24 protein-coding genes are annotated in these 15,469 nt (G+C 71.0%); 23 read left to right on the forward strand and 1 reads right to left on the reverse strand.

Annotated elements, in window-relative coordinates; genetic code table 11:
- Positions 1–2: 2 nt before the first annotated feature.
- From ABEB03_RS37425 to ABEB03_RS37510, 18 genes are all read left to right on the forward strand, one after another.
- Positions 3–1,121 carry a DNA cytosine methyltransferase gene (locus ABEB03_RS37425; RefSeq protein WP_345657388.1) on the forward strand — a complete coding sequence of 373 codons (1,119 nt, stop codon included), beginning with the start codon at positions 3–5 and terminating at the stop codon, positions 1,119–1,121.
- A complete protein-coding gene (locus tag ABEB03_RS37430; RefSeq protein ID WP_345657389.1) occupies positions 1,118–1,441 on the forward strand; it encodes a hypothetical protein in 324 nt (107 codons plus the stop codon). The genes ABEB03_RS37425 and ABEB03_RS37430 overlap by 4 nt, the downstream gene beginning before the upstream one ends.
- A 65-nt stretch (positions 1,442–1,506) precedes the next feature.
- Entirely contained in the window at positions 1,507–2,109 is a 603-nt protein-coding gene (locus ABEB03_RS37435; RefSeq protein ID WP_345657390.1) for a DUF4326 domain-containing protein, read from the forward strand.
- Positions 2,106–2,306, forward strand: coding sequence for a hypothetical protein (locus ABEB03_RS37440; RefSeq protein ID WP_345657391.1), 201 nt, complete (start codon positions 2,106–2,108; stop codon positions 2,304–2,306). The genes ABEB03_RS37435 and ABEB03_RS37440 overlap by 4 nt, the downstream gene beginning before the upstream one ends.
- A 19-nt stretch (positions 2,307–2,325) precedes the next feature.
- The gene (locus tag ABEB03_RS37445) at positions 2,326–2,547 is read left to right on the forward strand and encodes a hypothetical protein (RefSeq protein WP_345657392.1); all 222 of its coding nucleotides are present in this window, start codon (positions 2,326–2,328) and stop codon (positions 2,545–2,547) included.
- 68 nt (positions 2,548–2,615) lie between these two features.
- On the forward strand, positions 2,616–2,972 hold the full coding sequence (locus ABEB03_RS37450) for a hypothetical protein (protein ID WP_345657393.1): 357 nt from the start codon (positions 2,616–2,618) through the stop codon (positions 2,970–2,972).
- Positions 2,969–3,196, forward strand: coding sequence for a hypothetical protein (locus ABEB03_RS37455; protein WP_345657394.1), 228 nt, complete (start codon positions 2,969–2,971; stop codon positions 3,194–3,196). Before ABEB03_RS37450 ends, ABEB03_RS37455 begins: the two co-directional genes overlap by 4 nt.
- A 4-nt stretch (positions 3,197–3,200) precedes the next feature.
- Entirely contained in the window at positions 3,201–3,842 is a 642-nt protein-coding gene (locus ABEB03_RS37460) for a hypothetical protein (RefSeq protein WP_345657395.1), read from the forward strand.
- Between the two features lie 29 nt (positions 3,843–3,871).
- Positions 3,872–4,120: a hypothetical protein gene (locus tag ABEB03_RS37465; RefSeq protein WP_345657396.1), complete on the forward strand. Its 249-nt coding sequence runs from the start codon at positions 3,872–3,874 to the stop codon at positions 4,118–4,120.
- A gap of 80 nt (positions 4,121–4,200) precedes the next feature.
- Complete coding sequence (locus tag ABEB03_RS37470; protein ID WP_345657397.1) at positions 4,201–4,515, forward strand: hypothetical protein; 315 nt, start codon at positions 4,201–4,203, stop codon at positions 4,513–4,515.
- The gene (locus ABEB03_RS37475) at positions 4,512–4,766 is read left to right on the forward strand and encodes a hypothetical protein (protein ID WP_345657398.1); all 255 of its coding nucleotides are present in this window, start codon (positions 4,512–4,514) and stop codon (positions 4,764–4,766) included. Before ABEB03_RS37470 ends, ABEB03_RS37475 begins: the two co-directional genes overlap by 4 nt.
- The gene (locus ABEB03_RS37480) at positions 4,763–5,872 is read left to right on the forward strand and encodes a hypothetical protein (protein WP_345657399.1); all 1,110 of its coding nucleotides are present in this window, start codon (positions 4,763–4,765) and stop codon (positions 5,870–5,872) included. The genes ABEB03_RS37475 and ABEB03_RS37480 overlap by 4 nt, the downstream gene beginning before the upstream one ends.
- On the forward strand, positions 5,872–6,045 hold the full coding sequence (locus ABEB03_RS37485; protein WP_345657400.1) for a hypothetical protein: 174 nt from the start codon (positions 5,872–5,874) through the stop codon (positions 6,043–6,045). Before ABEB03_RS37480 ends, ABEB03_RS37485 begins: the two co-directional genes overlap by 1 nt.
- The gene (locus tag ABEB03_RS37490) at positions 6,042–6,356 is read left to right on the forward strand and encodes a hypothetical protein (protein WP_345657401.1); all 315 of its coding nucleotides are present in this window, start codon (positions 6,042–6,044) and stop codon (positions 6,354–6,356) included. Before ABEB03_RS37485 ends, ABEB03_RS37490 begins: the two co-directional genes overlap by 4 nt.
- A gap of 14 nt (positions 6,357–6,370) precedes the next feature.
- Positions 6,371–6,556: a hypothetical protein gene (locus tag ABEB03_RS37495; protein WP_345657402.1), complete on the forward strand. Its 186-nt coding sequence runs from the start codon at positions 6,371–6,373 to the stop codon at positions 6,554–6,556.
- An 88-nt stretch (positions 6,557–6,644) separates the two neighbouring features.
- A complete protein-coding gene (locus ABEB03_RS37500; RefSeq protein WP_345657403.1) occupies positions 6,645–8,786 on the forward strand; it encodes an FtsK/SpoIIIE domain-containing protein in 2,142 nt (713 codons plus the stop codon).
- Between the two features lie 187 nt (positions 8,787–8,973).
- Complete coding sequence (locus tag ABEB03_RS37505) at positions 8,974–9,360, forward strand: DUF6221 family protein (protein WP_345657404.1); 387 nt, start codon at positions 8,974–8,976, stop codon at positions 9,358–9,360.
- A gap of 15 nt (positions 9,361–9,375) precedes the next feature.
- Positions 9,376–9,576, forward strand: coding sequence for a helix-turn-helix domain-containing protein (locus ABEB03_RS37510; RefSeq protein ID WP_345657406.1), 201 nt, complete (start codon positions 9,376–9,378; stop codon positions 9,574–9,576).
- A gap of 185 nt (positions 9,577–9,761) precedes the next feature.
- Here ABEB03_RS37510 and ABEB03_RS37515 read toward each other — a convergent pair whose 3' ends face one another.
- Positions 9,762–10,331 (reverse strand): hypothetical protein, encoded by a 570-nt coding sequence (locus ABEB03_RS37515; RefSeq protein ID WP_345657407.1) that lies wholly within the window; start codon positions 10,329–10,331, stop codon positions 9,762–9,764.
- A gap of 68 nt (positions 10,332–10,399) precedes the next feature.
- Here ABEB03_RS37515 and ABEB03_RS37520 point away from each other — a divergent pair, with 68 nt between their 5' ends.
- The 5 genes from ABEB03_RS37520 to ABEB03_RS37540 all read left to right on the forward strand — a co-directional run bounded on the left by ABEB03_RS37520 (position 10,400) and on the right by ABEB03_RS37540 (position 15,440).
- Positions 10,400–10,624 (forward strand): hypothetical protein, encoded by a 225-nt coding sequence (locus ABEB03_RS37520; RefSeq protein ID WP_345657408.1) that lies wholly within the window; start codon positions 10,400–10,402, stop codon positions 10,622–10,624.
- Positions 10,625–10,871: 247 nt separating this feature from the next.
- Positions 10,872–11,327 carry a phage terminase small subunit gene (locus ABEB03_RS37525; protein ID WP_345657409.1) on the forward strand — a complete coding sequence of 152 codons (456 nt, stop codon included), beginning with the start codon at positions 10,872–10,874 and terminating at the stop codon, positions 11,325–11,327.
- Positions 11,308–12,918 (forward strand): terminase, encoded by a 1,611-nt coding sequence (locus ABEB03_RS37530; RefSeq protein WP_345657410.1) that lies wholly within the window; start codon positions 11,308–11,310, stop codon positions 12,916–12,918. The genes ABEB03_RS37525 and ABEB03_RS37530 overlap by 20 nt, the downstream gene beginning before the upstream one ends.
- Positions 12,919–12,932: 14 nt before the next feature.
- Positions 12,933–14,351 carry a phage portal protein gene (locus ABEB03_RS37535; RefSeq protein ID WP_345657411.1) on the forward strand — a complete coding sequence of 473 codons (1,419 nt, stop codon included), beginning with the start codon at positions 12,933–12,935 and terminating at the stop codon, positions 14,349–14,351.
- Between the two features lie 3 nt (positions 14,352–14,354).
- On the forward strand, positions 14,355–15,440 hold the full coding sequence (locus ABEB03_RS37540; RefSeq protein WP_345657412.1) for a VG15 protein: 1,086 nt from the start codon (positions 14,355–14,357) through the stop codon (positions 15,438–15,440).
- The last annotated feature ends 29 nt before the right edge of the window (positions 15,441–15,469 follow it).

The raw sequence follows: 15,469 nt of genomic DNA on the forward strand, positions 1-15,469 counted from the left end.
CCATGAATCACCCGCCACCCCCGCCCCGCATCGGCTCCCTGTGCTCCGGATACCGCGGCCTCGACATGGCCGTGGAGCAGGTCTTCGGCGGCACCACGGCGTGGGTGTCCGACGTCGACCCCGGCGCGAACAAGATCCTCGCCCACCACTGGCCCACCACCCCGAACATCGGCGACCTCACCACCACCCGCTGGGACGACGTCGAGCCCGTCGACATCGTGTGCGGCGGCTACCCCTGCCAGCCCTTCAGCCTCGCCGGCGAACTGAAAGGAACCGACGATGTCCGACACCTCTGGCCCTTCATTGCCCGTGCCCTTGGGGTTCTACGACCCCGAGTCGCGATCTTTGAAAACGTCGCGAACCACCTTCGAGTCGGCTTCGACGCTGTCCTCCGCGACCTTGCCGACCTCGGGTTCGATGTTGAGTGGGACGTTGTACGCGCGGACGAGGTCGGAGCTCCCCACCAGCGGCGCCGGCTCTTCATCTACGCCACTGCTCAAGACACCGACAGCGCAACTCGCGGTGAACGGCGGCTCGCAGCACCCGGACAAGCGGAAGGCCGGCGGGCGCGGGCCGACGCTGGCCGACGAGGTGGAACACCTTCTGCCGACCCCGGCAGCGCGCGACTGGAAGTCGGGCGAGTCAAATCTGATCGGGACCAACTCGCGACCGCTGAACGAGGTGGCAGTGAATCTGCTGCCGACACCTGCCGTGGCGAGCTGGCCGAGCAACCGGTCTCCAACCGAGGGAGCCACGACCAGGCCGACCCTGCATTCGGTGTCGGAGTTGCTGCCAACACCGACAGCGGCCGACGGGGACCGGAGCAGCCCGACGTACCCGCGGGGCAACCCGACGCTGACTGGGGCGCTTTCGCGCCCGCGATCACGCGGTGGGAAGCGGCGACCGGCCGCCGCGCCCCCTGGGCAACTGACGATCGACGCCGACTGAACCCGGCGTTCGTCGAGTGGATGATGGGCCTCCCCGCCGGCCACGTCACCGACGTCCCCGACCTCACCCGCACCCAGCAGCTCAAGGCACTCGGCAACGGCGTCGTCCCGCAGCAGGCCGCCGCCGCGCTCCGACTGTTGGCCGCGCGCGCGGGCATGGGGGTGGCGGCATGACGCACCGCCCGCCCCTCGGGGCCCCCGCCGTATGGCAGACCGTCATGGACCGCGCCGGCGCCCACTGCCAGTGCGAGGGCGGCCTGTGCGGCAACCAGCATTCCAAGACCGGAATGCGCTGCATCAACGGCACCGCGCACGGGCGGCTCATCGTCGCCCCCGCCGACCTGACCCTGTCGCCCGTCGCCGCGGCGGCCGTGCCCGTCGAGCAGCTGCGCGTGTGGTGCGCCGACTGCCACAGCAAGGCCCAACGGCGCCAGTTGGCCAGCAAGCAGGAGCAGGAGCGCCAGCAGGCCGACGAGCCCTTGGCCCTGTTCTGACCGCGAGACGGCCGCCCGCAGTCGAGTTGCGGGCGGCCACCGCCCATCACACCACGGAGGAACCCATGGATAACCGTCAGGTCACCACCGGAACGCCCTGCCGTATCCAACGCCGCCGCACCAAGGGATGGCGCGCACCCGCAGACGCCGTATACGTCGGCCGCGGCACCAAATGGGGCAACCCCTGCACCCAGATCCGCACACCCGCCCTCGACGGCACCGAGTGGGAACGCGAAAGCCGCCTCGGCAAGACCTCCGGCCAACACCACGGCTACCGGCACCCCGACGGCCACACCACCTCGCACCTCATCCTCGACGCCACCCCCGAGCAGGCGGTCGCCATGTACCGCCAATGGATCGCACAACGCCCCAGCCTCGCCGCAGCAGCACGCGAACACCTCGCCGGCCGCGACCTCATGTGCTGGTGCCCGCCACCCCAGCCCGGCCAGCCCGACCACTGCCACGCCGCCGTGCTCCTGGAGATCGCCAACCCGCCCGCCGCTCCCGCCGAGGAGTCGACCGTGGGGCCGCGCTGCGGCAACAACCCGAACGTCACCCTCACGGACGGCGACCGGCAAGCCGTCGAGGACTTCAAGGCGTACCTGGCACGGCGCCGAGCCGGCGGGCCGCCCGAGCGCGACCCGTTCAACACGGAGCCGACCCGGTGAGCGTCGTCGAGGGGCTCGTCTGGGCCAGCACCGTCTGGGCCGTGTTCCTCGCGTTCGCCATCACCGACGTGCCCGACCTGCTCGACCGCGCCGCCACCCGCATGCGGCAGCAGCACCTCCCCCACTGGGCCCGGCACGGACACACCCCGCCGCCCCACAACATCGCCCCGAAGCACCGGCGCCACGCCCGCCGGTAACCCAACCCAGGAGGAACCCATGCCCGAAGCACGCCTCATCTGCCTCGACGAGCAGCACGCCGCCGCCGTCACCGAGGAAGCCACCCGGCCCGGCGACGACGTCCACACCGTCCGCCAAGAGGGCGCCGTCGTCGTCATCGGCTATTTCGACAAGCGCTGGCCGCTCAACGTCGCCGACTGGGCCGGCGAGAACGGCCACGCCTCGGACTCCGCCGCCGCCCGCGTGATCGCCCAACTGTGAGCAGCAGGACGGCCGGCCCCGTCGCTATCGGGGCCGGCCGCGCCACCAAGCACACCACGGAGGACCGCATGACCCGACTGGACCGCGCCGTCTGCGCCATGTACGGCGCCAGCTTCCTGTTCATCGCCTACGCCACCGTCCAACAGGCCCGCTACGGCGAGAAGTGGGCCGTCGCCGCCCTCGCCTTCTGCTCCCTCATGCCGCTCGTCGCACTCATCCGCGAGACCGCGACCACGCGCACCCTCGACCAGTCCCGCGCCATGGTGGCGCACGCCGAGGACCTCATGGGCCGCGCCGAGCAGGTCGCCGCGCGGGCGACCGATGTGGCGCTGGAGCAGGCCTGCTGCGAGCGCTGGTGGACGAGCTTCGCCACCGACCACGACCCGACATGCAAGCACCAGCAACAGCAGGGGAGGGCCGCATGAGCAAGCGGCACACCGCTAGCACGATCACCGACGACGCGCTCGACGAGCTGTACAACAACGCGACCGAGGGATGGCGGCGCGGCGACCGATGGAAGGAGCGCGCCGAGGCGGCCGAGGCCGCCCTGGGGCGCGCCGAGCAGCTGGCCACCCGGTGGGCCGTCCTCCGCACCCACGGCGGCGCCGCCACGGAGCTGCGCGCAGCCCTTGCCGAGCCCAAGGAGTAGAGCCATGAGCACCACGTGCGGCCTGTGCGAGCGCCAGCTAGAGGGCGGCTACCTGTGCCCCGGTGACACGCTCGCACTGGCCGAGCGGCTCGACCGCCTGCCCACCCTGTGCACCCGCCTGAGCGCCGCTCTCGCCCCCGTAGTCCGCGGGGCCACGGAACGCGTCAGCACCGGGCACCCGGGCCCGTCGGCGCCCGTCAACGAGGACGCCCTCGACCTCTGGTACGGCGGCATGGCCTGCGTCCTGGAACGCTGGCGGTCCGACGTCCAGGCCTGGCGCGGCTGGGGCGAGCCCGTCGTCGAGGGCAGCGTCGACCGCCGCATCATGGCCGCCGCCCGCTGGCTCGGCATGAGCCTGGAATGGATCGCCGCCGAGTACCCGTCGGCCGGCGACCTCGCCCGCGAGGTGCGCGAGCTGGAGGGTGCGGCCCTGTCCATCCTCGGCGAGGGCGAGGACCGGGGGCGCCGCATCGGTAAGTGCGTCGCTGTCGTCGACCGCGAGGGTGCGGCGTGCGGCGGGCCGATCCGTCACCACCGCGGCGAGACGCGGCTCGTGTGCCCGTGGTGCGAGTGCGTCTACGAGGCCAGCGATTTCCTGATGTTGGCCCACTTCCAGCCTGTCGACAAGACAGAACCCGTTGCGTAGGACCCTAGGGTCCTAGTACCGTGGATGGCGTGCCAACAACCGATTGGCGCATACGCGTTGCTGCCGAAGACGAGCGGCGGCGCGACCTGCTGGCCGAGCTCTCAGCCAGCGCCGAACGACGCGCGAAAGCGCTGGAAGACGGCGTAAGAGAGCTCGGCAGCAAGTCGGCCGTAGCGAGAGACCTGGGCATCGACGTCAGCGCAGTCCGAAGAGCCATCCGCGAGCACGGCACGGGCACCCTACGCCCGTCGAGCGGCTCCCCGACCACAACCGAATAGGCCCGGAAAGCGGGCAGCCCCGGCAAAGCCGACCCTACCGGCCGCCGGGGACCACCACTTGATCACGAGGAGTGCACCTCATGACCCAGCGGAACCCTATCGCCCCACCTCGGGCGACCGGCACCGCGCACCCCGCGCAGCTGCTCCAGCGCTGCCAGGACGACTACCAGGGCAACGCAGCCCGCCGCGACCAGGACCACCGCGACGATGCGCACCTGGTCACCTACACCCCGAGCGCGGTCACCCCCGTCCGCGAGCCGCGCGAGCCGAGCGACCTCGCCGTCGCCGCCGAGCTCGCCGAGCGGACCCTCGCCGCCGGCAACGACCTCGCCATTCGTGAAGCGCTCCGCATCCTGTTGCGCGCCGTCCGCACCGCGGCGGTGACCGCCCGATGAGCATCCGTGACCGGGCCCGCGAAGCCCTGTACAACGCCATGAACACCGACGACGGCTCGCCCGCCTCGGCTCGCCGCGCCACCCAGGCCGCCTCGGTTCTCGCGCAGGCAGCGTCCACCCACGGGCACACCGCGACCGCCGCCACCGTCGCCGCCCTCGGCGCCGCCGCGGTGGCCGCCGAGGGCGCCCTCTCCAACTACGTCTATCCGCCCGGCGACTACGCCGACTTCCGAGAGGGAAAGAAGCGGTGACCACCCGCAAGCTCACCCAGGGGCAGGCCGTCGTCCTCGGCGCCGCCGCCGTCGTCATGGTCGCCGTCGGCGCGGCCGGCGGTATCGGCACGTTCTCGAACGTCGTGCACGAGTTCCACCGCGCGGCCACCGCCGTCGGCGTCGTCGCCGCCGGCGAGGGCCTTACCCTCATCCTCGCCCTCACCATGCTCGGGCTGACAATGCTCGGCCAGCCCTCGCCCACATGGGTCCGCGGCGGGCTCTGGGGCGCACCGATCGCCGCATGCCTCATCGGCCTCTCCCTCGCGAACACCGTCACCGAGTACGCCGTGTACGGCATGACCCCGCTCGCCATGTCCGGCGCCGCCGAGGGCCTCGGCCTCATCGCCCGCCGCATCGTCACCTACACCACCGGCGTGGACGCCGACGCCCAGCGCCGCCAGGCCGACGCCGTCCAGCAGTTGGCCTATCACCAGGCCGCCGCCGAACGGCACCCCGACAAGAAGGTGCGCGAGGACGCGCGCCGCAAGAGCTGGACCCTGGCCAAGGAGGTCGGCCGCGGCGACCAGGTCCTCGGGGCCGCGCTCGTCGGCGTGCAGCGCGAGCGCATCACCGGCGGCGCCGACGCCGCCCTCGGGGCCATGTACGGCGCACCGCCCGCGCAGCAGGCCGCACCACCGGCCCGCAGCGCCCGCGCACAGGACGTCATCCGCGCACGGTTCGCCGAGATGGACCCGGCCAACGTCGTCCGCATCGTGCACGAGACGCACCCCGACGCACCACCCGCCGAGCTCGCCGAGCTGCTGCTCGCCTACGGGGTCGTCGTCGACGCCGTACAGGTCGCCGTCCTGCTCGACACGCGGCCTGCCGAATACGAGGTGCACCGCACCGGTACACCTGGTGCGCCGCAGGTCACGGCCCTGCCCGCCGTGAATCTACAGGGCGCCGTCGAGGAAGCAGCATCCGCGCTCGGCACGGACGCATCACCCCGCGATATCGCCACCTACCTGGAGGCCCGCCGGCGCCTCGTCGTCGACGAGCCGTACATCCGCAACGCCCTCTCCAGGGCAGCCAAGCGCACCACCCCCGCACCCGAGGGGTCGACGATGGAAGGCGGGTACGCGTGATGCGCTGGCTTCTCCTGGGCGCCCTGCTCGGCCTGCTGCTCGTCTTCCCGCAGCTGCTCGCCGTCGTCCTCGCCGCCGCCGCGGCCATCCTGTCCAAGCCCGTGGTCGTCGCGTTCGGTCTCGGCCTCGCGGCCCGCTCGCACCTGCCTCGGATGCGGGGGTGGACCCGATGAGCGACTCGCTCGCCAAGGCCGAGGCGGCAGCGGCCGAGGCCGCCGTCAACACGGCCGCCGTACAGGTCGCGCTCGCCGCGGTAGAGGTCGCCAAGCTGGCAAACGCCCAGCAGCAGGCGCCCGCCCAGCCGCCCGCCCCGGCGCGGCAGGAGTTCGACGTCCGGAAGTGGCTGACCATCGGCGCCATCGGCTGTGGCCTCGGCCTCGTCGGCGCGCTGTTCGCGGTCGCGGTGGCCATCGGCGCCGTGTCCGTCGCCATCCTCGCCCTCGTGCTCCGCTCCATCTGGAGCGACATCCAAAAGCGCCGCTGACCAGGAGATATGACATGGCACTCACCGATAAGGACCCGCACAACGCCCGCGAGCTCGCCTCTGTGCTCATCCTCGGCGCCCGTATCCGGCGCCGTGAGGCCCGCGGCAAGTCCACCAAGAGGCTGGATGCCCGCGTCGACCGGATCCGCGAGGAGGCGCAGAAGCGCGAGGACGCCAAGGACGCCAAGCGTCGCAAGTAGCTCGACCCCGGGGACGGCCGTTCACCGCCAAGCGTCCCGCCGTCCCCGGGCATCCCGCACCTCACCAAGAAGGCAGGACCAGACCAGCATGACCGAGACCGCGATCCAACTCCACAAGGACACCCAGCAGGACGCCCCGGACGCCGACCAGGACGCACACCGCTTCACCGAGGAAGCCAGGGACACCCTCACCGAGACCATCATCGACGTCGTCCAGGACGCCGCCCCGCGCCCCGTCGACCCGCCCGCCGAACAGGCACCCGCCGGCACATGGATTGCCGAGCGACAGGCCTACCTCGCCGACGCCCCGCCCGTCGTCCCCACCTTCCTGCGCAACGCCGCCGAGTTCGTCACCGCAACCCGCTGGACCGCGTCCTACTACGGCCACGTCACCGCATTCCACGCCATCCGCCTGCCCGTATACGCCCTGCGCCTGCTCACCCGCGCACCCCGCGGCCTCGCCCGCATGGTCATCCGGTGGGGCAAGTGGGTCGCCGACACCGAGGCCCGCCCCGTCGAGGCCAAGGCCGCCGCATCCGCGGACATCGAGGCGTGGCTCTCCCTGTCCCGCGAGCACTCCCGCCGCGTCCGCCCGCGCCGCATCGCCTCCCTCGCCATCGCCACGACAACCGGCATCACCAGCCTCACCGGGTGCTTCCTCGCCCCCGGCTGGACGCTCACCGCGACCCTCGCCGCCACCACCCTCATCGGCCTCAACGGCAAGAAGCGCGACGGAAAGCCGCTGGTCACCCGCTACGTGGCCACCAACGTGCTGCGCCGCCTCGACTCCACCGAGGTCCTCGACGCCCTCGCCGCCATCGGCATCGAGGGCAAGAAGGGCAAGAAGGGCGCCGAGTTCGCCTCCGAGGTCATGCGCGACGGCCCCGGCTGGCGCGCCGAGGTCGACCTCCCCCCGGGCGTGAAGGCCGCCGAGGTCCTGGAGAAGCGGGAAGCGCTCGCCGCCGCCATGCGACGCCCCATCAGCACCGTGTGGCCGTCCGTGGACCGCGCCGCCCACCCCGGGCGCCTCGTGCTGTGGGTCGCCCAGCGCGACCCCGCCAAGTCCGGCCGCAAGCTGTGGCCGCTCATGAAGCAGGGCACCGCCGACGTGTACGAGCCGCTCCCCTACGGGTTCGACCCGCGCGGAAACCTCATCGAGATCACCCTCATGTACTCAAACCTGCTGGTCGGCGGCATCCCCGGGTCGGGTAAGACGTCGTGCGCGCTCGCCATCGTCCTCGGCGTGGCCCTCGACCCCACCGCCGAACTGTGGATCTACGAACTCAAGGGATCCGGCGACCTCGACGCGGTCAAGCCCGTCTGCCACCGCTACGTGTCCGGCGATGAGGACGAGGACCTGGAGGCCGCCCTCGGCGGCATGCGCTCCGGGATCGCCGAGTACCAGCGGCGCGCCAAGTTCATCAAGGGCCTGCCCGCCAGCGAGGTACCGGACGGCCGCCGCGTCACCAGGGCGCTCGCCGAGAAGTACCCCGAGCAGCAGCTCGGCCCCCGCGTCATCGTCATCGACGAGGTACAGGAGCTGTTCACCCACCCCGAGTACAAGGATGAGGCCGCCGCCCTGGCCACCCGCCTCATCAAGAAGGGCCGCGCCTACGGCATCATCCTCATCCTGCTCACTCAGAACCCGGACGCCCCGAGCCTGCCCTCCAGCGTGTCCAGCAGCGTCGGCACGCGCCTGTGCCTCGCGGTCATGGACTGGCGGGCCAACAACAACGTGCTGGGTACTGGGGCCTACGACCGGGGCCTGCGCGCCACCGATATCAGCATCGACGAGCAGGGAACGGGCATCCTCGCCCGGGGTCGTGAAGGCTTCACCGTGCGGGCCGCGTTCATCAAGCAGACGGAGGCCGAGGACATCGGCAAGCGCGCCCTGGCGCTGCGCACGGCCGCCGGCACCCTCACCGGGCAGGCGGTCGGTGTGCAGGTAGAGGAGCAGGACGTCGAGACGGTCGTCGACCACCTGCGCGCCATCTGGCCGGACGGAGTCGACTCGGTACACTCCCACCGTCTCGTCGAGGCCCTCGCCCGGTACCGCGCCGACCTGTACGGGCCGTGGCTGGAGATGGACGCCGCCGCCGCCTCCACCGCCCTGTCCGCCGCCCTGAAGCCCTTCAAGGTGTCCACCCGGCAGCTCACGATCCGCGAGTGCTGCGGCGGCGCCAAGGGCCTTCGGTGGGCCGATCTCCCGGCGGCTGAGGACGGCGAGTAGGGGCTCGCGGGACGGTTTCGGATCAAGGCTGTGGTTTCGCCTTGATCCGAAACCGGTTTCGCCCCCGATATCGGACCCGACCTGCGAAGTTTCGAGTTTCGGGCCTCCGTCGCGAGGGCCGAATCGGCGCCGAAACGGGGCTCGGGAGACGGGTCCACACCCGACACCGGTACGAGAGGATGACCCCATGACTGAAGACCTAGCGCGGTGGCTCGGTGAGCAGCTCGACGAGGACGAGCGGATCGCGCTCGCAGCGAGCCCGGGGCCCTGGAGCGCCAACGCCGAACATGACGAGGTCGTGGCCGTCGACGGCATCCCAGTCGCCGAAGGGTTCGCGCTCTCCGGTCGACAGCTGCGCGCAACGGTCGACCACATCGCCGCCCACGATCCGGCTCGTGTGCTGCGCGAGATCGAAGCCAAGCGGCGGATCCTCTACCTGGCTGTCCAGCTGCCGAAGGTGACAGCGTCGACGGACCTGTTCGACAACAACCGGGACGCGTGGGCTGAGGTATTGAAGCAGCTCGCCCTGTCCTACACGGACCGGCCCGGATTCCGCGAGGACTGGCGGCCGTAGCCGCATCATGGAGGCATGGAGTCGCTCATGATCCGGCCCGGCTACCTCACCGCGCACCAGACCGCCCGCGTCCTCGGCATCAGCCTCGACGGCGTCCGCCAGCTCGTGCGGCGCGGCCGACTGAGGCCGTCGGGCGGCACGCCGCGCCAGCCCTGGTACGCCGTCGCCGACGTCTCAGCCCTCGCCGCCGAACGCGCCAAAGTCAAGGTCGCTTGACCCGCAGGTCAGAGCGGTGTCACGATCTGCGTGTACAACTGTGCCCTGAAGCGGGCACACACAGACGCACACGAGCCCCCGGTGACCTGAACCCGGGGGCTTTGTTGTGCCGCGGCGGCGCGGAAGACGGGTTGCGAACCGTCCGCATGCAGGGTGGGCGCCTGCCCGCGCCGCCGCCCTCTACTTCACCGGTCGCGCCGCCACGGCCGGCCCTCGCCACCTGGGCGCACGGTCACGTCCGGTGCAGGCCCTGTCCGGCGCTGCCTCATCGTCGATGCCACCGCGCCCAGCATGAGTAGGGCGCCCACCGCCAGCAAGGCCACGTTGAACTCCGCGGCCACCCCGACCATCAACACGGCCAGGCCGACCACGAACACGCCGAGCGCTGCGCTCGCCTTCATCCTCACCACCCCCAAGGGCGACACGGTAGCGAGCAGGGGGTGACCATGCCCAGGACTCAATGGCGCGTCTGCTCCGTACCCCGGTGCCCCGAGTACACCCGGCACGGCAAGTGCGACGAGCACAGACGCGAGGCAGAGCAGCAGCGTGGCAGCGCACGGCAGCGCGGCTACGGGCGACAGCATGAGCGACGCTTCCGGCCGGCCGTCCTCGCCCGTGACCCGCGCTGCGTCTGCGCCAGCACCGAGCACGGACACGACGACCCGTGCGGCGAAGCCAGCGTGCACGCCGACCACTGGCCACTCAGCAGGCGCGAGCTCACCGACCGAGGCCACGACCCCGACGACCCACAGCACGGCCGCGGACTGTGCGGCCCATGCCACAGCAAGAGCACCGCACGCGAGCAGCCAGGAGGGTGGAACCGATGACCACCAAGGCCAAAGCCAAGGGCGACGACCACGAGGCAGAGCAGGAGGCGCAAGCAGCAGCGGCGGCCGGCGAGGCAGAGCAGGCCTGCGGCAAGCCTCACCACCTGCCCGCCCTGGCGCACATCACGTGCACCGAGCCGGCGCCCGACCCGGACCGTCCGCCCGGCACCCCCGAGCACGAGCACCGCTACCAGGACGGCGACGCCCTGTACCAGTGGTGATCGTCCAGGGTGGCTGGCGCAGATTGATCAAGGGTCCATGATCGCTACGGAGAGTGATCTTGGACCAAGATCATCCCGGGGGGTGACCCCAAGATCAACGATCATGAAGGACCGCCGGGGAGGTAGCTCGCCCTGTGTACGGGTCTCCAGACCTAAACGATCATGGCCGCTCGTGGCCCTGAGTGACCGCCGACGGCCGCAACGGCCGTCGCCTTGATGCCGCAACGGCACACCAGAGGTGATCTCAATGGCAGGCACCGGACCGCTTCCCAAGGACGCGTCCCAGCGACGCCGGCGCAACGCCGACGCCGTCCCCGGGACCGTGCTCCCTGCGGACGGACCCGACGGACCGACCCCGGAACTCCCGGGCGGTCACGACTACGACACTCGAACGCTGTCCTGGTACGAGACATGGCGGAGCAGCCCGCAGGCCGCCACGTTCCTGCCGACGGACTGGCAGCGGCTGCACATGCTGGCGCAGCTCGTCGAGCAGTACTGGGGCGGTCCCACCAAGGAGCTGCTGTCCGAGATCCGGCTCAACGAGGCCGCCCTCGGCGGCACGGCCGCTGACCGCGTCCGGCTGCGCTGGACGGTCGCCGACCCGGACGACGGCGCCGACCGGCCCACCAGGGCCCGCAGCAAGGCCGCCACCGCCCGCCGGGACCGGGTGCTGCGAGTCGTCGATGACCAGACCGGAGGCTGACCGTTTCGTCTCCCTCGGTTTCACCGCGATCGACTGGATAGAGACGTACCTGTGCCACGGTCCGGGCGACGTCCAGGGCCAAGAGCTCGTCATCGACGACGAGATGGCCGCATTCATCGTCAAGGCCTACCGGCTCGACGCGGAGACCGGCCGCCGCAAGGTCAACCGCGCTTTCCTGTCCCGCCCCAAGGGGCGGGCCAAGAGTGAGCTGGCCGGCGCCCTCGTGTGCTTCGAGGCGCTCGGCCCGTGCCGTTTCGACGGCTGGGACGCCAACGGCGACCCCGTGGGCCGGCCGCAGGTCTACCCGTTCATTCGGTGCCTGGCGACCGAGGAGAACCAGTCGGGCAACACCTACGACAACGTCACGGCGATGCTGGAGCACCTGCTGGAGACGGCAGGGGATGAGTTTCCGGGCATCGACTTGGGGCGCAGTGCGCAGACGTCGAGCCGCATCTACATCGAGGGCGGCGGCGAGATCGTGCCCTCGACGTCGTCCGGGGCCGCCAAGGACGGCGGCAAGGAAACTTTCGGCGTCTTCGATGAGACGCACCTGTACGTGCAGCCCGAATTGCGGGCGATGCACAAGACGGTGCGCCGCAACCTGGTGAAACGGCGGGCCGCCGAGCCCTGGTCGCTGGAGACGTCGACCATGTACGCGGTCGGCGACGCCAGTGTCGCCGAGGCGACGCACGAGTATGCCAAGGCTGTTCGGGCGGGCCGCGTGAAGGACGGCGGCCTACTCTTCGACCACCGCGAGGCCCCGCACGTCGAGGACCTGCACGACGACGCGCAGCTGCTCCCCGCGCTGCGGTACGTGTACGGCGACGCCGCCGAGTGGATGGACTTGGAGCGCATCGCAGCGGACATGCGGGAGCCGGACACGGACCCGGCGGACGCCCGCCGCTACTTCCTGAACCAGCCCGGTACGGCCTCGGCCAAGGCCTTCAACAGGGCCGAGTGGGACGCGCTCGCTCGACCGGACTTCACCGTCCCCGAGGGCGACCCCATCGTCATCGGATTCGACGGCGCCAAGTGGAAAGACTCCACCGGGTTCGTCGCCACGCACCTGGAGACCGGCTATCAGTGGCCTCTTGGGGTGTGGGAGGCGCCGCTGAACAAGCAGGAAGCGGAGCGCTGGGAGGTCCCCGAGCGCGAGGTCGACCTGTGCCTCGCCCTGGCGTTCGACACCTACAACGTGGTGCGCGTCTACGCCGACCCACCCTGGTACGAGGAAGCGGTCGCCCGGTGGCAAGGGAAGTACGGCGAAAAGACCGTCGCGGAGTGGTGGACGCACCGGGACAAGCAGATGGCCTTTGCGCTGCGCGCGTACCGGACCGCCATGTCCGGCGGCGACCTCAGTCACGACGGCGACGAGGCTTTCGCCCGCCACATCGGGCAGGCCGTGAAGCGGCCGGCTCGGGCCAAGGACGACGACGGTAAGCCGATGTGGACGATCCAGAAGGACCGTCACGACTCGCCGCGAAAGATCGACCTGGCCATGGCGGGGTGCCTGTCCTGGGAGGCCCGCCTCGACGCGATCGCCGCTGGGCTGAACAAACGCAAGCGGAAATCCACTGTCATCGTCCTGTGAAAGGGGGTGCATCCGTGGACCCCAAGGACCGCGCCCCCGAAGAGTGGGTGGCCTACCTCGCCCGCGTGCACGAGGGCCTCCAGTCTGGGCTGGAGGACCTGAACCGGTACTACGAGGGCAAGCAGCCCCTGGCGTACCTGAACCCGGAACTCCTGGAGGAGCTCGGCGACCAGATCAAACAAGTGGTCATCAACTGGCCGCGCCTGGCCGTTGATGCGCTGGACGAGCGCTTGGACGTCGAGGGTTTCCGGTACGCCGACGACGAGTCGGCCGCGGCAGACCTGTGGCAGATCTGGCAGGCCAACAACATGGACGGCAAGAGCCAGCAGGCGCACATTGACGCCCTGGTGATGCGCCGCTCATTCCTGGTGGTCGGCACGAACGAACGGGACGCCGGCACCCCGTTGGTCACGGTCGAATCGCCGCTACAGATGCAAGTCGACTGGGACCCGCGGACCCGCGACGTGCGGGCGGCCCTGAAGCGGTGGCACGAGCAGGACCCACTGACCGACGCGGTGCTGAACCGGTACGCGACGCTGTATCTGCCGGACAAGACGGTGCACTACGCGCAGACTTCGGCGACCGGCTGGCGGGAGACGGACCGCGACGAGCACAAGCTCGGCGAGGTGCCCGTCGTGCCGCTGGTGAACCGGGGCCGGATCATGAAGCCCGGCGGTGTCAGCGAGCTAACGGACGTCATCCCCATCTCGGACGCCGCCTGCAAGATCGCCACCGACATGATGGTGTCCGCCGAGTTCCACGCCGTGCCCAGGCGCGTGGCGTTCGGCGTCGACGAGGAAGACTTCCAGGACGCCAGCGGCAACAAGGTCTCCAAGTGGTCCCGGATCGCCGGCCGCATTTGGGCCATGTCCAAGCGGCGGGGCGCCGGCGAGGACGGCGGCGCCGACGTCATCCAGTTCCCCGAGGCGCAGCTCGCCAACTTCCACAGCACCATCGAGATCCTCGCCCGCCTCGTCGCGGCCCTGTCCGGGCAGCCTCCGCACTTCCTGGGCCTGGACACGAACAACCCACCCTCGGCGGACGCGATTCGCAGCGCCGAGACGCGCCTGGTGAAGCGTGCCGAGCGGCGTCAGGACTGCTTCAGCGGCTCTTACGAGCGCATGAACCGTCTGGTCCTGCGTTTCCGCGACGGCGACTGGGACCCGCGGGCGATGAACCTGGAGACGCTGTGGCGCGACCCGTCCACGCCGACGTTCGCGCAGAAAGCGGACGCGGTCGTGAAGTTGCGGCAGGCGGACATCCTGCCTGTGGAGCAGGCCCGCGAGGACCTCGGGTACACGGCGGTGCAGCGGCAGCGCATGCGGCAGATGGACGAGGACGCCGTACAGCGCGCCGTCGGCGGAGACTTCGCAGCGGACTACGGGCCGAAGCCCGAGGCGGTCCCGGCGGACGATCCACAGCCTGTGGAGTAGGCGGTGGTCACCGACGAGCTGCGCGGTATCGCCCTCGCCCAGTACCGACGCCAGCAGGTCATCGTCCGGCGGTCCGCGAATCGCGTACAGGCCATTTGGCGGCAGATCAACCGGGGCGACATCAGTGGCTCTTGGGAGCAGCTGTCGCCGCTCCTGGTGGCCGCTGTCGCCGACGCGCAGGCCGAGGCGGCACGTCTGGCCGACCCCTACCTCGACGAGGTCCTCGACGCCGAGGGCGCCGATCCGGCACGGGCAGGACGGGTGAACCCGGGGGCGCTCGCCGGAATCGCCTCGGACGGCCGCCCGCTTGTTTCCCTGCTCTACCAGCCAGTCATCGACTGGAAGGCGCGGATGCTGGCCGGTCAGTCGATGGAGGACGCGTTCCGCGGCTCGCTGGCCAGCGCGCTGCGCATCACGGCCACTCAGGTGGCGGACGCAGGCCGCGGGGCGACGGGTGTGGCCATGGCGGGCCGCCGCACGATTCAGGGCTATGTCCGCGTCGTGCAACCGCCCGCCTGCTCCCGCTGCGTCATCCTCGCCGGGCGTGAGTACGGCTGGAACAAGGGCTTTCAGAGGCATCCGCGCTGCGACTGTATCCACCTGCCGACGACCCTGATAGCCCGCAACCAGCACCGCGGCCGGCTCGGCGCGGACTCCTTCAGCCCGACGACCCGACCGGGCGCAGGCTCGCCGGGATTCATCGACCCGCGCGCCTACTTCAACGGCCTGTCCCGCGCCGAGCAGGTCCGCGTGTTCGGCGAGGACGGCGCCCGCGCAATCCGCGAGGGCGCCGACATGTCGCAGGTCGTCAACGCTCGCCGCGGCATGCAGACCATGACCGCGTATGGCCGCCGCGTACTGGCCACGACCGAGGGCACGACCAGGCGCGGCGCCTTCTACCGGCTGGAGCGGGCCCGCACCGAGGCCCGCACCGGCACACGGTTCGCCCGCGACCGCATCGACGCACGGCGAGGCCTGCCTCGCTTCGAACTGCGCACCCCCCGGCTCATGCCGGAAGAGATCTACCGGCTCGCCGAGAGCCGGGATGAGGCGGTCGCCATGCTGCGGCGCTTCGGCTACCTGACCTGACCCCAGCGCAACGCTGCGGTCGCCACCTC

The organism is Streptomyces siamensis (assembly GCF_039543605.1).
GTDB classification, from domain to species: Bacteria; Actinomycetota; Actinomycetes; order Streptomycetales; family Streptomycetaceae; genus Streptomyces; species Streptomyces siamensis.